This is a genomic window from Pseudomonas sp. NPDC088368 (assembly GCF_044753445.1).
GTDB classification, from domain to species: Bacteria; Pseudomonadota; Gammaproteobacteria; order Pseudomonadales; family Pseudomonadaceae; genus Aquipseudomonas; species Aquipseudomonas bambusae.
In genome coordinates, this window is sequence record NZ_JBIVNG010000007.1 from 51,115 (window position 1) to 72,227 (window position 21,113).

Annotated in this window: 24 protein-coding genes; 9 read left to right on the plus strand and 15 right to left on the minus strand. The window is 61.7% G+C overall.

Annotated elements, in window-relative coordinates; genetic code table 11:
- Position 1 precedes the first annotated feature (1 nt).
- Genes gspF through gspM form a run of 8 tightly spaced genes read left to right on the plus strand, consistent with a single transcriptional unit; the run spans position 2 to position 5,455 of the window.
- Positions 2–1,210, plus strand: a complete 1,209-nt coding sequence (gene gspF, locus ACIQAL_RS16465) for a type II secretion system inner membrane protein GspF (protein WP_401147237.1) — start codon at positions 2–4, stop codon at positions 1,208–1,210.
- A gap of 4 nt (positions 1,211–1,214) precedes the next feature.
- Positions 1,215–1,658, plus strand: coding sequence for a type II secretion system major pseudopilin GspG (gene gspG, locus ACIQAL_RS16470; protein ID WP_401147240.1), 444 nt, complete (start codon positions 1,215–1,217; stop codon positions 1,656–1,658).
- A complete protein-coding gene (gene gspH, locus ACIQAL_RS16475; RefSeq protein ID WP_401147242.1) occupies positions 1,658–2,125 on the plus strand; it encodes a type II secretion system minor pseudopilin GspH in 468 nt (155 codons plus the stop codon). Before gspG ends, gspH begins: the two co-directional genes overlap by 1 nt.
- Positions 2,115–2,489, plus strand: a complete 375-nt coding sequence (gene gspI, locus ACIQAL_RS16480; RefSeq protein ID WP_401147245.1) for a type II secretion system minor pseudopilin GspI — start codon at positions 2,115–2,117, stop codon at positions 2,487–2,489. The genes gspH and gspI overlap by 11 nt, the downstream gene beginning before the upstream one ends.
- Positions 2,486–3,037 (plus strand): type II secretion system minor pseudopilin GspJ, encoded by a 552-nt coding sequence (gspJ, locus tag ACIQAL_RS16485; RefSeq protein ID WP_401147247.1) that lies wholly within the window; start codon positions 2,486–2,488, stop codon positions 3,035–3,037. Before gspI ends, gspJ begins: the two co-directional genes overlap by 4 nt.
- Positions 3,034–3,891: a general secretion pathway protein GspK gene (locus tag ACIQAL_RS16490; protein ID WP_401147250.1), complete on the plus strand. Its 858-nt coding sequence runs from the start codon at positions 3,034–3,036 to the stop codon at positions 3,889–3,891. Before gspJ ends, ACIQAL_RS16490 begins: the two co-directional genes overlap by 4 nt.
- Complete coding sequence (gspL, locus tag ACIQAL_RS16495; protein WP_401147252.1) at positions 3,888–4,994, plus strand: type II secretion system protein GspL; 1,107 nt, start codon at positions 3,888–3,890, stop codon at positions 4,992–4,994. Before ACIQAL_RS16490 ends, gspL begins: the two co-directional genes overlap by 4 nt.
- A gap of 26 nt (positions 4,995–5,020) precedes the next feature.
- Positions 5,021–5,455 carry a type II secretion system protein GspM gene (gene gspM / locus ACIQAL_RS16500; protein WP_401147254.1) on the plus strand — a complete coding sequence of 145 codons (435 nt, stop codon included), beginning with the start codon at positions 5,021–5,023 and terminating at the stop codon, positions 5,453–5,455.
- A gap of 11 nt (positions 5,456–5,466) precedes the next feature.
- On the opposite strand, the gene ACIQAL_RS16505 is transcribed toward gspM, so the two are convergent.
- The gene (locus ACIQAL_RS16505; protein WP_401147256.1) at positions 5,467–6,732 is read right to left on the minus strand and encodes an MFS transporter; all 1,266 of its coding nucleotides are present in this window, start codon (positions 6,730–6,732) and stop codon (positions 5,467–5,469) included.
- Positions 6,733–6,847: 115 nt separating this feature from the next.
- Here ACIQAL_RS16505 and ACIQAL_RS16510 point away from each other — a divergent pair, with 115 nt between their 5' ends.
- Complete coding sequence (locus ACIQAL_RS16510) at positions 6,848–7,738, plus strand: LysR substrate-binding domain-containing protein (RefSeq protein WP_401147258.1); 891 nt, start codon at positions 6,848–6,850, stop codon at positions 7,736–7,738.
- Positions 7,739–7,909: 171 nt separating this feature from the next.
- Here ACIQAL_RS16510 and ACIQAL_RS16515 read toward each other — a convergent pair whose 3' ends face one another.
- Genes ACIQAL_RS16515 through ACIQAL_RS16580 form a run of 14 tightly spaced genes read right to left on the minus strand, consistent with a single transcriptional unit; the run spans position 7,910 to position 21,054 of the window.
- A complete protein-coding gene (locus tag ACIQAL_RS16515; protein WP_401147261.1) occupies positions 7,910–8,356 on the minus strand; it encodes an excinuclease in 447 nt (148 codons plus the stop codon).
- Between the two features lie 34 nt (positions 8,357–8,390).
- The gene (locus ACIQAL_RS16520) at positions 8,391–9,617 is read right to left on the minus strand and encodes a beta-ketoacyl-ACP synthase (RefSeq protein WP_401147264.1); all 1,227 of its coding nucleotides are present in this window, start codon (positions 9,615–9,617) and stop codon (positions 8,391–8,393) included.
- Positions 9,617–10,345, minus strand: a complete 729-nt coding sequence (gene fabG, locus ACIQAL_RS16525; protein WP_401147266.1) for a 3-oxoacyl-ACP reductase FabG — start codon at positions 10,343–10,345, stop codon at positions 9,617–9,619. Before fabG ends, ACIQAL_RS16520 begins: the two co-directional genes overlap by 1 nt.
- Positions 10,338–10,751: a hotdog family protein gene (locus ACIQAL_RS16530; RefSeq protein WP_401147837.1), complete on the minus strand. Its 414-nt coding sequence runs from the start codon at positions 10,749–10,751 to the stop codon at positions 10,338–10,340. Before ACIQAL_RS16530 ends, fabG begins: the two co-directional genes overlap by 8 nt.
- Positions 10,752–10,807: 56 nt before the next feature.
- Positions 10,808–12,004 carry a beta-ketoacyl-[acyl-carrier-protein] synthase family protein gene (locus tag ACIQAL_RS16535; protein WP_401147269.1) on the minus strand — a complete coding sequence of 399 codons (1,197 nt, stop codon included), beginning with the start codon at positions 12,002–12,004 and terminating at the stop codon, positions 10,808–10,810.
- Positions 12,001–12,489 (minus strand): hypothetical protein, encoded by a 489-nt coding sequence (locus ACIQAL_RS16540; RefSeq protein ID WP_401147271.1) that lies wholly within the window; start codon positions 12,487–12,489, stop codon positions 12,001–12,003. The genes ACIQAL_RS16535 and ACIQAL_RS16540 overlap by 4 nt, the downstream gene beginning before the upstream one ends.
- Entirely contained in the window at positions 12,486–13,232 is a 747-nt protein-coding gene (locus tag ACIQAL_RS16545) for a class I SAM-dependent methyltransferase (RefSeq protein ID WP_401147273.1), read from the minus strand. Before ACIQAL_RS16545 ends, ACIQAL_RS16540 begins: the two co-directional genes overlap by 4 nt.
- The gene (locus ACIQAL_RS16550) at positions 13,229–14,476 is read right to left on the minus strand and encodes an NAD(P)/FAD-dependent oxidoreductase (protein WP_401147275.1); all 1,248 of its coding nucleotides are present in this window, start codon (positions 14,474–14,476) and stop codon (positions 13,229–13,231) included. The genes ACIQAL_RS16545 and ACIQAL_RS16550 overlap by 4 nt, the downstream gene beginning before the upstream one ends.
- A complete protein-coding gene (locus ACIQAL_RS16555; protein ID WP_401147276.1) occupies positions 14,463–16,844 on the minus strand; it encodes an MMPL family transporter in 2,382 nt (793 codons plus the stop codon). Before ACIQAL_RS16555 ends, ACIQAL_RS16550 begins: the two co-directional genes overlap by 14 nt.
- Complete coding sequence (locus ACIQAL_RS16560; RefSeq protein WP_401147278.1) at positions 16,834–17,439, minus strand: outer membrane lipoprotein carrier protein LolA; 606 nt, start codon at positions 17,437–17,439, stop codon at positions 16,834–16,836. The genes ACIQAL_RS16555 and ACIQAL_RS16560 overlap by 11 nt, the downstream gene beginning before the upstream one ends.
- Positions 17,436–17,861 carry an acyl-CoA thioesterase gene (locus ACIQAL_RS16565; protein WP_401147281.1) on the minus strand — a complete coding sequence of 142 codons (426 nt, stop codon included), beginning with the start codon at positions 17,859–17,861 and terminating at the stop codon, positions 17,436–17,438. The genes ACIQAL_RS16560 and ACIQAL_RS16565 overlap by 4 nt, the downstream gene beginning before the upstream one ends.
- Positions 17,854–19,398 (minus strand): histidine ammonia-lyase, encoded by a 1,545-nt coding sequence (gene hutH / locus ACIQAL_RS16570; protein ID WP_401147283.1) that lies wholly within the window; start codon positions 19,396–19,398, stop codon positions 17,854–17,856. Before hutH ends, ACIQAL_RS16565 begins: the two co-directional genes overlap by 8 nt.
- The gene (locus ACIQAL_RS16575; RefSeq protein ID WP_401147285.1) at positions 19,379–20,323 is read right to left on the minus strand and encodes a glycosyl transferase; all 945 of its coding nucleotides are present in this window, start codon (positions 20,321–20,323) and stop codon (positions 19,379–19,381) included. The genes hutH and ACIQAL_RS16575 overlap by 20 nt, the downstream gene beginning before the upstream one ends.
- Complete coding sequence (locus ACIQAL_RS16580) at positions 20,320–21,054, minus strand: glycosyltransferase family 2 protein (RefSeq protein ID WP_401147288.1); 735 nt, start codon at positions 21,052–21,054, stop codon at positions 20,320–20,322. The genes ACIQAL_RS16575 and ACIQAL_RS16580 overlap by 4 nt, the downstream gene beginning before the upstream one ends.
- Positions 21,055–21,113: the final 59 nt, after the last annotated feature.

Below are 21,113 nucleotides of genomic sequence, written 5' to 3' on the forward strand. Positions count from 1 at the left end.
CATGGCCTCTTTCAGTTACGAAGCCCACGACTGCGCAGGCTGTTTTCATCGGGGTCAGCAAGAAGCCCAAAGCGCACGGCATGCTCGACAACTGCTGCGCGAGAGAGGGTTGATGCCTGTGTTGGTATCAGAGGTAAACGTTTCTTTTCGATCCGGCGGCGCCCGACGACGGCAGGTGCTGAGTGCCTCCGAGCTGACGCTGGTGACGTTGCAACTGTCGACCTTGATTCAAGCCGGCTTGCCTTTGGAAGACGCATTGCGGGCCGTTGAAGCACAGGTTGAAAAGCGACAGGTCAGGCAATTGGTGGCTGGGGTTCGGGTGCGAGTTACCGAGGGCTATGACTTGGCGTCGGCGCTGGGGGCTTATCCACGGTCTTTCCCCGATGTTTACCGGGCAACCGTTGCGGCGGGTGAGCGGTCCGGCCATCTGGGACACGTGCTGGAGCGGTTGGCGTCTTACACAGAGGCGCGCCAGCAATCGCGGCAGAAGATACAGCTCGCGCTGGTCTATCCGGCGATTTTGTTGTGCGCATCGCTGGCCATCGTCGCTTTTTTGCTGGGCTATGTGGTGCCCGACGTGGTGAAGGTCTTCATCGACAGCGGACAGCCATTGCCGCTTCTCACCGAGGTCTTGATCTCTGCCAGTGCGGCGCTGCGGCGTTACGGCGGGGTGTTGACCGGCTTGCTGATGGGGCTCGCGATACTGGGGCGGTGGAGTGTTCGACACCCCGAGGTGAAACGGCGCTGTCACCGCCTGTATTTGCGGATACCGGTCATGGGCCGGGTGATCAAAGCCATGGAGGCCGCGCGATTTGCCAGCACCCTGGCGATCCTGGGCAAAAGCGCTGTGCCCTTGGTGGATGCGTTGCACGTTTCGGCTGCAGTGATCGGCAGTCTGCCGATCCGCGAACGCATGTTGGAGGTGGCCCGACGTGTCCGCGAGGGCGAAACCCTCAGCCGAAGCCTGGAGCGCGGGGGGGATCTGCCGCCCTTGATGTTGCACATGATCGCCAGCGGGGAGCGTGCCGGTGAGCTCGATCACATGCTCGAACGCGCCGCCCAGCAGCAGGAAAAAACCTTGGCCGCCCATATCGCGCTGGTGGTCAGCCTGTTCGAGCCCGCGATGCTGGTCATCATGGGAGGCGTCGTGTTGCTGATCGTCATGGCGATCCTGATGCCCATTCTTAACCTCAACCAATTAGTGAACTGAACCTATGAACACGCTTCGACCCAGGGCGCAACGTGGATTTACGCTGATCGAAATCATGGTCGTTGTGGTGATCATCGGCGTGCTGGGCGCCATGGTCATCCCGCAATTCATGACACGTCCTGATCAGGCGAAAGTCACTGCCGCCCGGACCGACATACAAGCGCTGGGAACGGCGCTCGAAATGTATCGGCTCGACACTTTCAGCTACCCGTCGACCCGGCAGGGGCTGGAGGCGTTGGTCAAACGCCCGACGGGGCTACCCTCAGCGCGGAACTGGAATCCGAGGGGCTACCTGAAAGCCTTGCCCTCGGACCCTTGGGGCACGCCTTACCAATACCAGAGTCCGGGAACCGGCAGTGCCCCTTACGATTTGTATTCATACGGCGCCGATGGCGTGCCGGGCGGTGTTGATTTCGCCGCTGACATTAACGAGTCGGCAACCGAGTAATGCTGCGCCGTAGCCGAGGTTTTACGTTGCTCGAAGTGCTGATAGTCATGGTGCTCATCGGCGTTTTACTGGCGTTAGTGGTGCCGGTGCTCAGTGCCAGTTCGACACAACGGGCGCGTCAGCATGGTCATGAGCTTCTGGCGCTGCTGCATGAACTGCGCGAGCGTTCTGTCGCCGAGGGGCGGGAGTATGGGCTGCATTTCGACGCTCAGGGTTATCGAACGATGGTGTGGCGAGAGGGCAACTGGCAATCTCTGAGAGCGTATCCGCTTCCCGATGGCCTTCAGTTTCGGCTGGTGCTGGAGGGCCAGGCGCTACCGTTCTCCGCGCGGACTCACGCGCCTCAATTGCTCATTATGAGCAGCGACGAAATCAGCGCGTTCTCCCTTCACTATGAAACCGCGCAGGTTCGTTGGCTGAGCATTGCCAGCGACGGTGTGAACGATGCCGCCATCAATGAAAGCTGAACAGGGCTTCACCTTGCTTGAAGTGATGGTGGCCTTGGCAGTATTCGCGCTACTGGCGACTTCCGTGCTATCCGCTTGCCAGCACGTTCTTCAACAGAGCGGAGTGATGCGCGAACGTGTGTTTGCCGCCTGGTTGGCAGACAACCACATGACTGAATTGCGGTTGCAACCTCCACCAACGGGAAGTGGCAGGGTTATCAGGGTATTCGCAGGACAGCAATGGGCCCTGGAACAGCGCGTTGAGCACCATCGTGAGACGGGGCTTTTGAATGTCGAACTTGATGTGCTGAAGGGCTCCGACTCGGCAAAGGTGTTCCAGACTCGCGGCTGGATAACCTCGCCTGCTGGGGCGAAAAAGTCATGATGACGAACAGGGGTTTCACGCTGCTGGAGGTGCTGGTGAGCCTGGCGATTTTCAGCACACTTGGGTTCGCGAGCTGGCGGCTGTTCGATGGCGTGTTCAGGGTTCAAGAGCAGGTGCGGCAGGAACAGCGGGACGTGCGTGATCTGCGCCGGGCCGTGGCGATCATCGAACGCGATCTGATGCAGGCGACTTTTTCACCGAAGACACCGTCAGTGCAGTTACGCCATGGGGTCTTGAATCTGCGCCGCGGCAACTGGCGCAATCCACTCGGCCAGCCACGAGGCGAAGGCCAGGAGGTCAGTTACGTACTCGAAGACAACCAACTGTTGCGTTATAGCCGAAGCCTTGATTTACCCGATGTCCAAAAGCAAGTGCTGTTACGTGAGGTGCGTGGGGTCGGATGGCGACTCTATGATGCCCGGCATGCGTGGCGCGCCGAATGGCCGCAAGGCGCTCAAGTCGGGCAGCCGAAAGCGGTGGAGTTGACCCTGTCGTTTGCGCGCTTCGAAGGCATCAGGCGAGTCATTCCCTTGGCGGGTGATGCATGAACAGGTCATGCCAGCGGGGCGTCGCCTTGATCAGCGTGCTGCTCATCACCAGCCTGGCGTTGATGGTGATCGGCGGGTTGTTGCGCAGCCAGCGCCTGATGCTGCAAGGCACTGCACATCAGGTGCTCCAATTGCACCTGCGGCAAGCCGCGTTGGCTGCTGAAAGCATCGCGATAGAGCGTTTGAGGGAAAGCGGGTTGCAAGAGGGCGAAACGGTCAATTTCTCCCAGCGTTGGGCCACGGAGCCTCCGGGCTTCCGCCTGTCAGATATCGACGTTCGACTCTCTATCGAGGATTTGGGTGGGCGCTTCAATTTGACCCCTCTGGTGGCATCGCAGGACGTCGATGAGGTACACGCCTTGCGCTGGTCGCGCCTGTTGGACGGCTTGGGTATCGAACATTTTGACCTCACTGCGCTGAAGGACCGGCCGTTCACCGATGCCACTCAACTGCAGCGAATACCCGGCCTGAGCCCCTCCGACCTTCAGCGCCTGCTGCCGTGGGTGACGGTGCGGCCTCGCGCTGCGGCGCTCAACGCCAACACGGCGCCTGGTCAGGTTTTGGTGAGCCTGGAAGGCATGACCGCTGCCAGTGCGATGGCCCTGATTCGCCAGCGTCCTGTTGAGGGATACCCGGATGCCGAATCATTTGTTCGCTCAGCCGCTCTTGATGGGCGCGGGGTTTCGACGCACGGTCTCGGGGTGAGCAGCCGCTGGTTTCGCATCACGGCAGTGGTCAGCGTCGCCCAAAGCCGGTTGAGGCTGGTCACGGATGTGGAGCGTGTGGCCAATACTGAGCGGTTTCGGGTCATACAGCGGCGCTTGCTGTCGTCAGCGGACGGTGCGGCACCATGAATCGCTGGCTTTATTTCACGCCAGAAAGCCTGGGCGACGCTGAACGATTCGGCACGGTTTGGTGTGGGTCTGATGACGTCGAGCCCCGCGAATGCACGCTGGCCCAGGCTGCACTCGCATTTCAAGGAAGTGACGTTCAGATCATCCTGCCCATGGAGGTGTGCAGCTGGCTTCGGAGTCCACCTTGGCCGACCCGCAGAACACCCCGCACGCAGGCACTGATTTATTCGGTGGAAGACCAATTAGCGGAAGACATTGATGCGCTGCACGTCGCTGTTGGTATCCCTGACGCCGAGCGCCGCTACCCCTTGATGATCACGGCCAAAACCCTGTTGCGCGAGGTATTGAGTGAGCTCGACCAGGCGGGGATTCGCGCGGCGAGCGTGCACATCGACGCCGACCTGCTGCCCGTTGATCAACCCCACTTGGTCTGGTGGGCGGGGCGTTGGCTGCTCGGGGGCAAGGTCGATTGCCGGCTGGCGGTGCCAGATGACGTGCGCGGTCTCCTGGAGCCTCGTATGCCCGAAGATGTCTGCGTCTTTGACGAACACGCCGGTGCTGCCGGGGCGGCGAAATGGCTAATCAAGGGACGCGCAACCTCGGTTGACCTTTTGCAAGGCGAGTTTCGTGTCCTGCGCCCACAGTGGCGTTGGGGGCCGCTGCTGCTCACCTTGGGCTGCCTTGGTCTGATGACGTGGGGATTCGGTCTTGGGCGCATCCATTACCTGGAGTCTGAGTCGGCACGGCTTTACGAGCACAGCCTGCAACGTTTTCAGACGCTGTACCCGGACCACGGCCGAGTCGTCGATTTATCCGCTCAACTCAATGCCCTGCAGGCGAAACAGACTGCCGGTGGCGATCCCATGATGGCGTTGTCTGCGCTCATCGAGCAGGTTGTCGGCAGCGCTGCGGTCGAAATCCGGCAGGTTGACTTTGATCGGGCGCAAGGCTGGAGACTGGCCATCGCGGTGGAAAATTTCAGCGAACTGGAGCGCCTCCGGAGCAGGGCCCAGCAAAGTGGCCTGCCCATTCGGCTGGACAGCGCGAGCAAGGACCACGATGGGGTGAAAGCGATGTTGATCATGGCGGCGGGCGAGCCATGACGCTCCGACGGAAAGGGTTCTCGGTAATGGCTGAGCGCTGGCGAGGGTTGAGCGAGCGGGACCGTCGCGTGCTCGGTGTGTCAGGCGTCTTCGTGTTGGGTGTGTTTTTGATCAAAGGCGTCTGGTTGCCAACCCAGCAGAGGCTCGAGACGGCCGAGCGAAACTATCATCAGAACCTGTTGCTGGCGGGACGTATGAAGCGCGCAAGTCCCGAACCTCTGTCGCGCATTACCCAACCGTTGTCTCGACACGTCAGTGACAGCGCTGGGGCGGCGGGCCTTGATCTGTCAGCGCTGGACAACGATAACCAACAGCTGCGGGTGACGCTCAAGGGAGATGCCAAGGCCGTGTTGGACTGGTTGATTCGCCTCGAACGGGATGGCGCCCGGGTGCAGTCGTTGACCCTGGAAAAACACGGAACCCTTCTCGTGGCAAAGGCGGCCTGGGCTGTCGAATCGTAGCCTTGGCATTCTTACACCTGCACGTTCACGGGCAGCGGCTTCACCTTCGCCAGCTTGAGCGCTGCACCTAACGCGGCGGCGAGCAGAAGCGCGATAAACACGCCGATGCCATTCCACCCTGCGTAATGCCAGAAGAACCCGCCACCGGTGCCTGCCACGCTGGAGCCAACGTAGTAGCTGAACAGGTACAGCGACGAGGCCTGGCCCTTGGCTTTGATGGCGCGGCGGCCGATCCAGCTGCTGGCGACCGAGTGGGCGCCGAAGAAGCCGAAGGTAAACATGACGACGCCGACGACCACGATGGCCAGCGGGGTGAACATGGTCAGGGCAAGACCGGCAATCATCAGGACGATCACGGCCCACAGCACGTTGCGACGGCCCAGTTTGTCGGCCAGCGCGCCGACTTTTGCCGAGCTGTAGATCCCGGACAGGTAAACGACCGAGAACAGTCCCACGACGGCTTGGCTGAGGCTGTAGGGCTCGGCCAGCAGGCGGTAACCGATATAGTTGAACAGCGTGACGAAAGCGCCCATCAGCAGGAAGCCTTCCAGAAACAGCCACGGCAGACCAGCATCGCGGAACTGCAACACGAAACCGTCCAGCAGGCTGCGAGCGTTGAGCGGGCGAGGGCGGAAGTTGCGCGAGGGGGGGAGGATCTTCCAGAACACGCAGGCGCCTGCCAGTGCGATGAGACCCATGATCGACAGCGCGATGTGCCAGCTCACGTAATCGCTGAGGACGCCGGTGATCAGCCGCCCGCTCATCCCGCCAATCGCGTTGCCGCCGATGTACAGGCCCATGGCCAGGCCGATGTGTTGCGGGTGGATCTCTTCGCTGAGGTACGTCATCGCTACCGCCGCCAACCCGCTCAGCGAAAGCCCGACAAAGGCCCGTGTCACCAACACGCCTTCCCAGCTGGGCATGAACGCGCTGGCAATGGTGAACAAAGCGGCGGAGAACAATGAAAACACCATCACCGATTTGCGTCCCATACGGTCGGAAATCGGGCCGGTGATCAACAGGCCGATGGCGAGCATCGCTGTGGCGACCGAGAGGATCAGGCTGCTCTCGGCGGCGTTGATTGAGAACTCGCGGGACAGCACCGGCATCATGGGCTGTACGCAGTAGAGCAGGGAGAATGTGGCGAAGCCGCCGGAAAACAGCGCGAGAACGGTGCGGATGAAGGCCGGGGTGTCTTTCTCGATGTAGGTATCACCCAGCGGGATTGCGACGTTGATCTCGGGCGCAGACGTCGCGGGGGATGCAGCAGTATTCACAGGTAACCTCAAACGATGTGAAGCAGCGATGGGTAAAAGCATATAGCCAGCTAACGTTTTCCTCCAATATATTGTTCGACCTGTTTGATAGCTTTAACGACTCAATGGTGAGGCCATGGAATTACGTCATCTTCGCTACTTTATTGCGGTGGCCGAAGAGCTGCATTTTGGCAGGGCTGCGGAGTCACTCGGTATCTCTCAGCCGCCGTTGAGCCAGCAAATTCAAGCGCTGGAGCATGAATTGGGTGCCCGACTGTTCGAGCGGACCAACCGACGAGTGGCATTGAGCGAGGCCGGGCGACTGTTCCTCGACGAAGCGCGGCTGGTGCTGGCGCAGGTCGAGAAAGCCTCTGATGTGGCGCGCCGCGCGCAGCTGGGCGAGCTGGGGGAGTTGAAGATCGGCTTCACCGCCTCGGCACCGTTCACATCAAGCATTCCGCAGGCGATCTTTGCCTTTCGTCAAAGCTATCCCGCCGTGCACTTGGCATTGCAGGAAATGAGCAGCAAGGAAGTCGCCGAACGGCTGGTGGAGGAGTCGATGCAGGTCGGCATCATGCGCCCGCTGCCATTGCCGGACTCACTGGTAGCGGTCGAACTGCTGCGCGAGCCATTGGTGGCCGTTTTCCGCTCTGACCATCCGATGGCTCAGGGCAGTGAACAGGGGATTTACCTCAAGGAGCTGGCGACCGAGCCGTTTGTGTTCTTTCCACGAAGCTACGGCAGTGGCCTGTACGCGCAGCTCTTGAGCCTGGCGCGGGATGCGGGGTTCACTCCCTTATTCGCCCAGGAAGCCGCCGAAGCGATGACCATCATCGGGCTGGTCGCGGCGGGGCTGGGCGTGACGGTGCTGCCTGCATCGTACCAACGCATGCGGATCGATGGCGTGGTCTATCGCACGCTGTTGGACGAGGCCGCAACGTCGGCGGTGTGGCTGGTGCAGCGCAAGGACCAGAAGTCGCCCATGGCCAAGGCGTTCGTTGAGTTGGTGACGCGCAAGGCGGGCTAGTAAGGACGCACGAGATGCGCAATTCGAACTGTAGGAGCGAATTCATTCGCGAAAGATGCAACAGGCGATGCACCTCTATCGGCTGAAGTTTGTTCGCGAATGAATTCGCTCCCACAGGTGAACCGTTCGTGCCATCGGGCGCTGCAGAAAGCCTCGCCCCATTAGAAAGCTTTACTGCACCTTCGCCAAGTCGCCCTTCAACGCAACACCCGCCATGACGGCCCCGGCGTGGCATTCGTAGGTTGCAGGGTCTTTGCGTTCGATCTTCTTGTAGTAGCTGGAGATGTTGACCACGGCATTCGCCCCCGCGCCTTTCGCCGCTTCGTTCAATTGCAGGATGGCTGATTGCAGTGCCCACTCGCAGGCGTCGTTGTCGCTTTTGTTGAAGGCGTTGGTTTTCTTGTTGGTCACAGCGTTCGGCGATAGCACCGACACTTTCCCTTTCGGGGTGACACCCGCCAGGTAGAACTTCACGCTGCCGTCCAGTTTCTTCTCTTGAAGCATTTGTGCGACGACCTTGTCGAACGGCAGATACAGCGCGGTATCCCGTGCCTGACTGATACCGGGCAGCGTGCCCAGAACGATTGCAGCGGTGGCGGCCCAGACTTTCAGTTTCATGCGTTCACTCCTTGAGGGATCAACTAAAAAACACTCACGGCCAGCGACGGAAAATCAACGACGTGTTGACCCCGCCGAAGGCAAAATTGTTGTTCATCACGAACTCGTGGCTCATGGCGCGGGGCTCGCCGCGCAGGTAGTCCAGCGCCCCGCAACGGGCATCGACGTCGTCCAGATTGAGGGTATGGATGTAGCGGTCGTGCTTCATCATTTCGATGGTGAACCACGACTCCAGCGCACCGCACGCACCCAGCGTGTGGCCGAGGAAACTCTTCTGCGAGCTGATCGGCATGCGCGCGCCGAACAGGCTGTGGGTGGCCAGGGTTTCAGCGATATCCCCTTGCTCGGTAGCGGTGCCGTGGCCATTGACGTAACCGATGGCATCCGGAGAAAGGCCCGCGTCTTCCAGCGCCAGCTCCATCGCCCGGCGCATCGTGCTTTGCTCAGGGCGGGTGGTGTGCACCCCATCGGCATTACTGCCAAAGCCGACGATTTCGGCATGAATATTCGCGCCACGGGCCAGTGCATGGTCCAGCTCTTCAAGGACAAGCATGCCGCCGCCCTCACCAATCACCAGCCCGTCACGGCCGCTGTCATAGGGACGCGGACTGGTGTGGGGCGCATCGTTTTTCAGGCTGGTCGCATACAGCGCGTCGAACACCATGGCTTCCGTTGGGCACAGCTCTTCTGCACCGCCGGCAAGCATCAACGGCAGGCGCCCGAACTTGATCGCTTCATAGGCGTAGCCCACGCCCTGACTGCCGCTGGTGCACGCGCTGGACGTCGGAATGAGACGGCCCGTGAGGTTGAAGAAGATGCTGATATTCGCCGCCGTGGTGTGGGGCATCATCCGCACGTACGAATTGGCGTTCAGCCCTTCGGCCACCGAATTGAGCAGCATGTTGCCGAACGCCTTGATCTCGTCGGTACTGCCGGTGGAAGACCCGCACGCCACCCCCATGCGCCCGTCACGGATGATCGGATCGCCCAGCAAACCGGCGTCGCGCAACGCTTCCTCCGAGGCGCCGACCGCCAGCCGTGACACGCGGCCCATGCTGCGCAGTTGTTTGCGCGTCCAGTGCGAGGGCACCGCGAAATCGTCGATGGGGCCGGCCAGACGGGTGTTCAATTCGCTGAACCGATCCCACTCGTCCATGCGCCGGATGCCGCTGCGATTGGCGCTGAAATTGGCCTCGATGCTGGCCCAGTCGCTGCCCAGCGAGGTGATGCCGGCCATGCCGGTGACGACGACGCGCTTCATCAGCACAAGCCTCCGTTCACGGCCAGCACCTGTCGGGTGATGTACGACGCTTCCGCCGACATCAGGAAATTCACGGCACCGGCGACTTCTTCCGGGGTGCCCATGCGCTGCGCAGGAATCATTTTCAGCAACTCTTCCACCGGCACGTTTTCATCCAGCATCGCGGTGTCGATCAGGCCCGGCGCGACACAGTTGACCGTGATCTTGCGCTTGCCCAACTCAATGGCCAGCGCCTTGGCGGCCCCGATCACGCCCGCTTTCGAGGCGCTGTAATTGACCTGTCCGCGATTCCCGATCAGTCCGGAAACCGAGGTGATGCAGACAATCCGACCCGCCGCGCGGCGGCGGATCATCGGCATCATCACCGGGTGCAGCACGTTGTAGAAACCGTCCAGGTTGGTGCGCATGACCACGTCCCAATCCTCGTCGGTCAACGCCGGAAAGGCGCCATCGCGGGTCAGGCCCGCGTTGCAGACCACGCCGTAATAAGCCCCATGGGTTTCGACGTCCTCTTCAAGCACGGCTTTGCAGGCAGGGCGATCCGCCACATCGAATTGCAGCACCCGTGCATCCCGGCCCAATGCACGAATCTCGGCTTGCACGGCCTCGGCTTCAGTGCGGCCGCTGCGGCAGTGCAACACGATGTCATAGCCGGACCGTGCGAGGCGCAGCGCGATGGCGCGGCCAATGCCACGGCTGGAACCGGTGACCAGGATTGAATCAGTCATTCACGGCTCCTTCGGCCAGATAGCCCGCCGACTGGGGCGGACGGTAAACGTTCAGACGTGCGCTGGCGTGAATGCCGGGCCCGCTCAGGTGGCATTCGAAGACGCCCATGCCGTTGTCATCCTCTAACGATCGGAGGGCATGAATGATCAGTTCGCTGCCAACCGGAAACGACTCGACGTTGCATTCGAATTTTCGGGTCCCCAGCAAGAAACCCAGCTCAACCGATTCCTGTTTCACGCGGGCCTGACACCCCGCATAAGCGGCGACACTTTGAGCCATCAGCTCAATGCCAACCCAGGGGGGCAGGCTGCCATCGGCGCGATTGAACAATCCGCCAGCGCGTACGTTGAGGCGGGTGCGGATCTGCTCTTCGTCGAATTCGATCACCTCGTCGATGAGGATCATGTCGCCCGCATGTGGCACCAGTTCGGCGACGGGCCACTGGCAGGAAATCAGGGCCGTCACGGGGCGTCTCCGATGATCAGGCTGACGTTGTTGCCACCGAAGGCAAACGAATTGCTCATCAATCGGCGCGGTGCGCGAGGTGGCCATTCATCGCCGGGTTTGACCCACGCCAGCGCGGGCAGGCTTGTATCGGCCTGTTCGTCCCACACATGAGGCGGCAGCCGATGCCCGTCGTTTTCGGAGGAGAGCGTGAGCCAGCAAAACGCTGCTTCCAGCGCGCCCGCTGCACCGAGCGTATGACCGCTCATGGGCTTGGTCGATGAACAGGGCACGCCGCCGGGAAAGAGCGCGTCCACGGCCAGGCATTCCATTGAATCGTTGTGTTGGGTCGCCGTGCCATGCAGGTTCAGATAGCCAATGTCAGAGGCCATCAGGCGGGCGTTATCCAGTGCTTTCTGCATCGCAGCCTTAGCGCCGCGCCCCGTGGGTTCAGGGGCGGAGATGTGGTGCGCGTCCGAACTGGCCCCCGCGCCGAGCAGGGCAATCCGATGGTCCGCACTCGCTTCGCGGGTCATCAGAAACAGCACCGCCGCTTCGCCAATATTGATGCCGTTGCGATTGACGGAGAACGGATTGCAACGCTCGCTGGACACGGCTTCGAGGGATGAAAAACCGTTGAGTGTCAGCTTGCACAGGCTGTCGACGCCGCCACACAACACGGCGTCGCACAGGCCCATGTCCAGCAGACGACGGGCGCTGAGCAACGCGCGGGCGCTGGACGTGCACGCGGTGGAAATCACGTAGGCCGGGCCGCCTACGTCCAGCCAGGTCGACAGAAAATCCGCAGGCGCGCCAAGCTCTTGCTGGCGATAGTCGTAATCGCCGGGAAACGCGTCGTCACGAAGGTAGCTGGCAATGCCCCGGCTGGCTTCATCGATCCCTGATGTGCTGGTGCCGAGAATCACGCCGACCCGTGCAGCGCCGTAATGCCCGATGGCTTCACGGATTTCGGGTTCGATCTGCAACGCCGCTGCCAGTAACAGTTGGTTGTTACGGCTCGACTGCCCGCGCAGCGCATCAGGAATCTCGGGAAGCAGGGCCTTCACGGACGCGACGGGCAGTGATCGTTCAGGCACCCAGCCGCTTTCAGTCCGCATGCCTGAGGTATCGCCCGCGAACAACGTCCGTGCCACGCTTGCGCGGTCATCGCCCAGCGAGCAGATAAGACCCAGTGCATTGAGGTAAGCGGTCATTTCGAGGCCTTGCCTTCGAGTGGGCTGACGACGTATTTCAACTCGCCGCTTTCCAGGGTGAGGCGGAAAACCCCTTCCGAGGCGTAATCGACCCGCCAGCGGTCTTCGAGGGTGCGGCCGTGAGGCAATAACACGACGCCGGGGTAGTCGAAGCGCGCCTCTTCATTGGAGGTCAGCGCGAACAATACGGCTGCAAACAGCTCCCGGGCTTCGGGATTGGGTGGCAGCAGACCATCGGCTTTCCAGGTTTCCTCCTCCAGTTGCTGACGGGCGACGGGGATGCCCAGCGGGTCCATCAACGAGAAACGCAGACCGTGGCGTTCCTTCTGGATCACCAGCAGCCAATCCTGTCGCTGGCCAGCCTGTTCACGCAGGACGTGCAACTGCTTGGGAAATTTGATGTGCGGAATTTGCGCGGGCAGTGGCGCGTGGCTGGTGCAAGCACTCAGCAGCACGATGCAAAACAGCAAAAGTGCGCGGATCATGGTGTCTCACCTTCGAATGGTGCCTGTAGCGGTTTACGTACGACGGCATTCACCAGCGTCTCTTCACGTTCGCCAAAGGGCTTGGGTTTAATCAGCTTGAAACGCTCCAGCAGGCCGAAATCCCTGGCGCGGCTCCACCACAGGTAGGGGTAGGAGACGTTCTTCGCGGTAAATTGAAAACCTTGTCCGTGCAGCATGTCCAGATATTGCGCAGCGCTCTTCTGTACGTGCATCGGATGGCGGAAGAACCAGCGGATCACCCACGTGTCGATGTAGGCCTCGGTGGACTCGGCGAACAGCAGATAGCCACCCGGCTTGAGCACGCGGTAGAACTCGGCCAGCGCCTGTTCCTGCTCGACCAGATGATGGAAGGTTTGGTGGCAGAACACCATGTCAACGCTGGCGTCGGGCAGTTTAAGCGATGCGCAGTCGCTGCCGATCAATTCGACGTTCAAGCGTCGCCGCTCGGCTTCCTCGGCACTGAGACGCAGGCTGAGCGGATCGGCGTCGACACCCAGGATTTTTACCGGGTTGAATACGCTGTGCAGGTACTGGAAGGATTTTCCCTGACCGCAACCCGCGTCGAGAATCACGGGATTTTCCGGTGGGTGTTCGCCGAACAGGCTGCGCAGGTCGTTGATCGCCACGCGCAGCACGTGGTGCTGCCAGGTGTGGCTGCGCAGGAACAGAAAACCCAGCCGTGTTTCTTCGACGTAGCTGTGGGAGAAGAACGGCTCGCTCACGCGCTGGCACCCCCACAGATTTCCGCGAGCATGCGCAGGCGTCGTTTCGGCTCGGCCACGAACGGGTTGCGCTCGTCCCAGGCGTAACCGGCGAGGATCGAGCAGATCATGCGGCGAATGTCATCGCTGCTGCCGGGATAAAAGATCACGTCCTGAAAACTGCCGTCGTACCAGCCTTCGACGTAGGCACGGAAGGTATCGACGCCTTTCTTGAGCGGGACGGCGAATTCGTTTTCCCAGTCCCCGGCTTCCCCCTGCAACTGACGATGCAGTACAGCGGCGGCCATGCTGGCCGAACGCATGGCGATGGTCACCCCGGAGGAGAACACCGGGTCCAGGAATTCCGCCGCGTTCCCCAACAGCGCGAAGCCTTTGCCGTGTAGGGTTTTGACGTTGGCCGCATAGCCGCCGATGGTCCTTGCCGGGGTGTCCCAGACCGCGTTTTGCAGGACGCGCTGAAGGCTGGGCGTTTCATCGATGAAGGCGCGCAGGCAGGCGTCGAGGTCGGCGGGTTTGTCCTTGAAACGTTCGGCCGACGCCACCACGCCGACCGAGCAGCGGCCGTTGCTGAACGGGATCGACCAGAACCACACGTCGCGCATCGTCGGGTGCACGCTGACCAGAATTTTTTCTCGGTCGAAGCCCGGATCGTCGATGCGGTCTTCGACGTGGGTGAACACGGCCTGACGCAGCGGGAAGTCTGAGGGGGCTTCGAGGTCGAGCAAACGAGGCAGGACGCGACCGTAACCGCTGGCGTCGAGAACGAAGTCGGCTTGCAGGCGGTACTGACTGCCATCCTTGCGCTGCACGTCGAGCACAGGCTGTTCGGCCGTGAAGTCAGCGGCGATGAGGGTTTCCTGAAAGCGAACGTCCACGCCCTGACGCATCGCTTCGTCGGCCAGCAGTTGGTCGAAATCGGCTCGCTGAACCTGGAACGTCGTCGGCTTGCCGTTGCTGAACGTCTCGCTGAAATCGAACGCACTGTATTGCTCGCCGCACGCAAACGCCGCGCCGTTCTTCACCTGAAAGCCCGCCGCGTGCACCGCGTCGAGCATGCCCGCTTCTTCGACGAAGTCCAGGCAGTGCGACAGCAGGCTTTCGCCGATGGAGAAGCGCGGAAAGGCTTGGCGCTCGATGATCAACACGTCATGGCCGCGACGTTTGAGCAACGCCGCGGCAATCGCCCCGGCAGGACCGGCGCCGATGACGACGATCTGGCGATGTTCCCTATCAGCTATTGGCACAGGATTTCCTTTTCGAGTGTATGAGGGCGTCGGCGCCTTGCTGGGTAGAGGGTTCGGAATGACTGCCCGCCCACGGCGCGAGGATGAAGCTGAAGGCAAGGCCCAGGCTTACTGACAGGCCAAAATTGCTCACCGCTGGCGTGCTGGAGATGGCCAGCAGCCCGAACGATAACCACGTGGTCGCGGCGGCCAGCAGCGTACCCAGCAGACTGACCGCAGCGCCGCCGATCTGCTCACGCATCAGGATCGCGTAATCGACGCTGATAGCCGTCACCAGCAGCAAGCCGAACAGGCTGAACAGCGTCAGCGGTTGGCCGAGCCAGCCCAGACTCGCCAGGCTGCACAGCGCTGCCAGCAACGGCAGGGCGACGACTCGCAAGGCGCCGCGCAGGCCGAACGGCAGGATCAGCAGCAGGACGATCAGGATGCAGGAGAGCAATTTCAATTCGGCAGCGCTGACCTGCGTGGCGGCGAACACTTTGTTCAAGTCGCCCAGGCGGTCCACCAACTGCACGCCAGGCAAACCCTCGGCCTGGGCTTGCAGCAATACAGCGTTGTTGAGCCCTTGCAGGCTGACGATGCCCGCGACACCCTCGGTATCACGGCCCATCCACAATAGTCGCCAGGGTTCACCGAGCAGGCCGGCCAGCACCTCGTCGATGCCCTGATTCGGCAACGCGCGCAGCGTCGCCAGTTCGTTGTTTAACGCTTCAACCGGTACGCCGAGGTCCAATAAGGGCTGCCACCGGGCAGGCAGGGCATCGAGCGCCTGACGCGTGGCGTCCTGTTCGGCGGGCGTCGCGACCAACTGGCTCAAGGACAGATAACCTTGTAGCGACTTCTGATTCACCAACTGATCGAGGCGCTGGCTGAGCACGGTCTGACGCTCCAGCAATTGTTGCTGATCGGCGCCGCGTACCAGAAAGAACTGGCTGGTGGGCTGATAACCCGTAATGCGCGCAACGGCCCGGGCCTCATCGGTGAGACTCGGTGGTGCCGCGATCCATTGGCGAATGTCGTTCTTGGTCGTCAGCTGCCACAAACCCGCCGCGCAGAACGCCAGCAGCAGGCCCAGCAAGACGGGTGTGCCGACGCGTGCGATCAGTCGAGCCCGCAGATGAATCAGGCGTTCCGCAATCTTGAGCGGCCACTGCGCGGGGTGTAGATCGACACCGTTCAGCAGCGCAGGCAACAGGCAGACCGCGCACAGATAGGCCCCGATCAAACCAGCGGCGGAGAACACGGCAATTTGAGTCAGCGCCGGGAAGGGCGTCCAGGCCAAGGCGAGGTAACCGATGCAACTGGTGGCGAGACTCAGGCTCAACCCCGACAGCGTCAGACGTAACGCCGGCCAACTGCGCCACGGCTTCAGGCTCCAGCCTTTGGAGAGGTAGTGCAGCGGATAGTCCACGGCGACACCGATCAGGCTCGACCCCAATACCAGCGTCATCACGTGCATCTTGCCGAACAGCGTGATGCACGCCGTGGCGCCGAAGAGCATGCCGACGACCACCGGCAGGAACGCCAACAACACCCGCCAACGTTTGAAAGCCAACAGCAGTAACAACAAAATGCCGAGGGTCGCGCCGCCGCCGACCCAAGTGATTTCCCGCGCAGCTTGTTGCTGGCCGTGGGCGGCGTACAGAAGCCCGCTGGCGGCGAGCAATTGTGCGTCGGTCTTGGCGGCTTCAGCGCGGGCGTCGTCGAGCAGGGCCGAGACCTTCAATGGCAGGCTCATGTCGAACGCGTCGGCCTGCGTGCGCGCCCGCAACAGCACCCAATGCTTGCCGTCGGCCTCGGCGATTAGGGCGCCGCTGCCTACGTCCAGTTGCACCGCGCCGTGAGTCGGCTGGCTGTTCTGGATACGCGCCGTCAGCCCCAGCCAATCGTCCTGACTGGCCACCAGACTGAAACCGCCAAAGGGGTCGAACAGGTTCTGCACGCGCTTCTGAATAAAGGCATCCGGCTGGTCGATCAGCTCGGTGCGGTCGCTGTTCGAGAGCATCGACAGGCGGCCTTTCAACAACTGCTCACGCAAAGCGGGGAGATCAGCCTGAAGGTTCCACTGGACCTTCTCGAACAGACCGCTGGCTTGCCATTGATCGCTGATCCTGCGGGCCAGCGCGATGGCCTGCTCTCGATCGGCGTGTCCCACCAGCACCAGCATTTCGCGATTCAACGGTTCCTGAATCCGCTGCTCGGCCCGCAATTCCAGCGCATCAGGACTGCTGCCGGGCACCAATTCCATCAGGTTCGCCGACAGTGGCGCACCGTCACGCCACTGCCAGCCTGCCAGCGCGAGAACCGCGAGCAGCAGGATCAGGAACAGGCGGGGCAGCAGGCGCTGCAGTGTCGGGTCAGCGGGCAAAGTCGGCGCGCTCCGAGTCGCTCAGCGGCTGGGCGCTGGTGCTGTCGATCATCTTCAGCAGCGTTCTGTCGCCCTGGGTTTCCAGCAGTTCGATGCGCTCGACCAACGCGCCGCCGTCGATGTTGATCTGCTTGAACACCTGTTGAAGCATCAACGAGCGCGGCACCAGCGTCAGTTGCCACGCGTGTGCATCGCCGCTTACGTGCAGCTCAAAATCTCGTTCCAGCCCGCTGCTGTCGCCTTGCAGAACGGCGAGGAACAGCCGGTTTTGTTGGGCGCCTGCGGTTTTGCCGGGGATGACTTGCCAGTTGCCGTCGGCGTCACGGCGCGCGATACCCGCAGCGCTGATCCGGTAGTCCTGTTTAAGCGGCGTATTCAATAGCCACAGAAGACCGAAATCCTTGGCCAGCACGAAGTTGCCTTTGCTGGTCAGCGGCTGAGGCAATGAACGCAGGTGTTTTTCCTGAATGAAGCTGCCGTGGATCACGCTCGGTTTGGCCAGTTGCTCGCTGAGCTGGTGCAGGTCGAAGGCGTGGGCCAACAGCGACACGCTCATCAACAGCAACGCGCTCAGGATGTTGCCCATGGCGCTCATTGCAATGCCCTCTCGACGGCGTCGACAAAGACCTTGGGCGAGGCCAATTGCATTTCACGCGTTTCGATCTCGACCGCCACTTGCACCGTGCTGGCGCGGGTCAGTCGTTCGCCGGTGGCTTTGTCGGTGATCAGGTAGTCGATCTTCAAGCGGTTTTCCCATTCCACCAGGCTGGCGCGCACGTTGATCCGCTGACCGAACACCGCGCCGCGTACGTAACGCAGTTGCAGGTCGATCACCGGCCACGCATAGCCCGAGTCGCGCATCTGGGTGTAGTTGTGATCCAGCTTGTCGAGCAGCGCGCAGCGCGCCACTTCCAGGTATTTCACGTAGTGCCCGTGCCAGACGACGTGCATCGTGTCGACGTCGAAAAACGGCACCAGCACTTCGGTGTCTTCATGGATCACGCCTTTGTTACGCATGCAGCCTCCAGTGTTGATCGGCGATGCGTCGCAGGCACAGGCGAAGTTCGCCCTCCAGCGCGCGGTCTTCGATGACGGGCGGGAAGTCCTCGCGCAGTTGCTCGTGCATGGCGGCCAGCACCGGCGGCAGCGGGCGGGCCTCGGGATCACGGCTGCGCAGCCATACGCCCTGGTTGGCGGCGATCAGCGTGGCGGCGGCGACCTGCTCGGTCAGCTCCAGCACCCGAATCGCGTCCCGGGCGGCGATGGTGCCCATGCTCACCTTGTCCTGGTTGTGGCATTCGGTGGACCGCGAAAACACGCTGGCGGGCATGGTGTTTTTCAGGGCCTCGGCGGTCCAGGCGCTGGTGCCGATCTGCACGGCCTTGAAGCCGTGATTGATCATCGCGCGGTCGGCTGGCGAGCCAGACAGGTTACTGGGCAGACCGTGGTTGTAACGTTCGTCCACCAGCAACGCGAGTTGGCGATCCAGCAGGTCGGCAACGTTGGCAACGAGGGTCTTCAGGCTGTCCATGGCGAACGCGATGTGGCCGCCGTAGAAGTGCCCGCCGTGCAGCACGCGCTCGGCTTCGGCGTCGATGATCGGGTTGTCGTTCGCACTGTTCAGCTCTATTTCGATGAAGCCCCGCAGCCAGTTCAAGCTATCAGCCAGCACGCCCAACACATGGGGGGCGCAGCGCAGTGAATAGCGATCCTGCAGGCGATGCAGCGGGGCGGTCGGCGCATTGATCGCCAGATCCTCGCGCAGCCACGCCGCGACCTGCATTTGGCCCGGATGAGGCTTGGCAGCGAACAGGCGTTCGTCGAAATGTTCCGGATTGCCTTGCAGCGCCACGACGTTCAGCGCCGTGATGCGGGTCGCAAGCTTCAACAGGTAATCGGCGCGGGCGAAGGCCAGGCACGCCAGCCCGGTCATGACAGCGGTGCCGTTCATCAGCGCCAGCGCTTCTTTGGGACGCAGCACCAGCGGGTCCCAACCTAACTGGCGATGCACGTCGGCAGATTGGCGACGTTCACCCTTGAACATCACATCCCGCTCACCGGACAGCGTCGCTGCGACGTAGGACAGCGGGGTCAGGTCGCCACTGGCGCCCACCGAACCCTCTTCGGGGATCAGCGGCAAAATATCGTGTTCAAGAAAAGCTTGCAGGCGTTCCAGCAGTTCCACCCGCACGCCCGAGACGCCGTGGCACAACGAGCGCAAGCGGGCGGCCAGTACCGAGCGCGTCGCCTGTGCGTCGAGCAGTTTGCCGAGGCCGCACCCATGAAAGGTATACAGATGACGAGGCAAGGCTTCGACGTGTTGCAGCGGCACGGCCACCACACAGGAATCGCCATAGCCGGTGGTCACGCCGTAGATGACGCCTTCTTTGTCCAGCAGCGAGTCGAGAAACTGCGCGCCTTTGGCAATGCGTTGACGATAGGCGTCGTCGTTTTGGAGCGCGGTGGGCCGCTGGCGATTGGACAGGGCAAGGACGTCCTCGATGCTCAGGGGACGTTCGCCGAAGATGATCGGCTCAGGTGCTGGGTTCGTCATCGGATTTCCAGAACGGGTAGAAGTTGAACCACTGTTGCGGTGCTTGCAGGCAGTAGTGCGCCAGGCGATCGGCGTAACGTTGAGTCCACTGTGCGATCACTTGTTGGCGATCACTGCGCCGCCATTCGATGGCGCGGGCGAACGGCTCAAGCACCACGCGATAACCGCCGGGGCCCTTGAGGCAGAAAATCAGGTTGATCGGGCATCTCAGCAGCCCTGCCAGCAGCCACGGGCCTTGAGGGAATGCTGCCGAATGGCCGAGAAAGTCGACCCTGACGTTGCGTCCGCCGTGCAGCGGAACGCGGTCGCCAGCAATCGCCAGCCACTCGCCTTCATCGAGACGCTGGCTGAGTTGCAGCATGATCGCCGGGTCCAGCTCGCTGACCTGAATCAGCCGCAGATTGGTCGCGCCTGCCTCACCCAGTAGACGATTGAAACGCTCGGCGTGTTTAGTGTGCACCAGCACGTTCATCGTGACTTTTTCGCCGAGTTCGGCGAGCGCTCGACAGACTTCAAGATTGCCCAAGTGAGCGCCCACCAGCATCTGCCCGCGCTCGCCGCGCAACTGATCACGCAGATGGGCGTCGTCGACGATTTCAATCTGGTCCAGCCCCAGCTTGCCGTTCCACACGTCGAGCTTGTCGAGCAATGCGTCGGCGAACGCCATGAATTGCCGGAACACTCGCCATGTCGTCGGACGCAGTTCGGGGCGCTGACTCCAGTCTGAAAGCCGCTGCTGGTATTGCCACGCACTGCGCCGAGCGCTGCGGCCAAACAGGAAGAAGTACAACACGATGCCGTGGAGGATCGGACTCAGCACCCGGCGCCCAAGGACCTTCACGCCCCAGGCGGTGAGCTTCATCAGCATGAAACTGCCGCGCTCTTCGTGCTCGGCCCAATGCTGTTTCTGTTCGACTTCGCTCATGGCAACCATCGCCGCCAGAGGATCAGCGGGAAACGCCCGAGCATGCCGAAAAACAGCTTGGCGTGCATTTTCGAAATCAGCGCATTGTCATGAAACAGGCGGAAGTGGGAGAGGCCGTCCTGAGGATAGTGAACCTTGGTCGGCAACCAGCGCATCGGCTGGTTGCGCCACGACAGGCGCACGAGAATTTCGGGGTCGAAGTCCATACGTTTGCCGAGGTTTACGGTGTCGATCAGATGAAGGACCGGCTTGAGCGGGTACACCCGGAAGCCACACATCGAATCGGGAATCTGCAGCGACAGGCTGTTGATCCACACCCATACGTGAGTGAGGTAGCGGGCGTAGAGACGGCCTTTCGGCACGCTGGCGTCGTATTGCGGATAGCCGCAGATCAGCGAGGCCGGATGCTCTCGGGAGTTGTCCAGAAACACCTGAATGTCGTTCAAGTCGTGCTGGCCATCGGCGTCCACTTGCAGGGCATGGCTGAAGCCCAGCTTCGCGGCTTCACGCAGGCCGGCCATGACGGCTCCGCCTTTGCCTTGATTCACTGGCAACTGAACCAGAAACACCTCGTCCTGCTCCGCCAGGCTGTTCAATACGGCAGCGCAGGCGGGGCTGCTGGCGTCATCGACCAGCACGCAAGGCAGGCCAGCGTTCAGCAATTCCTGAACGACAGCCGGGACGGCCAGTTCATGGTTGTAGACCGGGATGACGGCACAGGGGTTATGCATGAGGCAGTCCTTTCCAAACGCTCCCACAGGGTTGTCGCCAGACACATAATCCGTGTCGG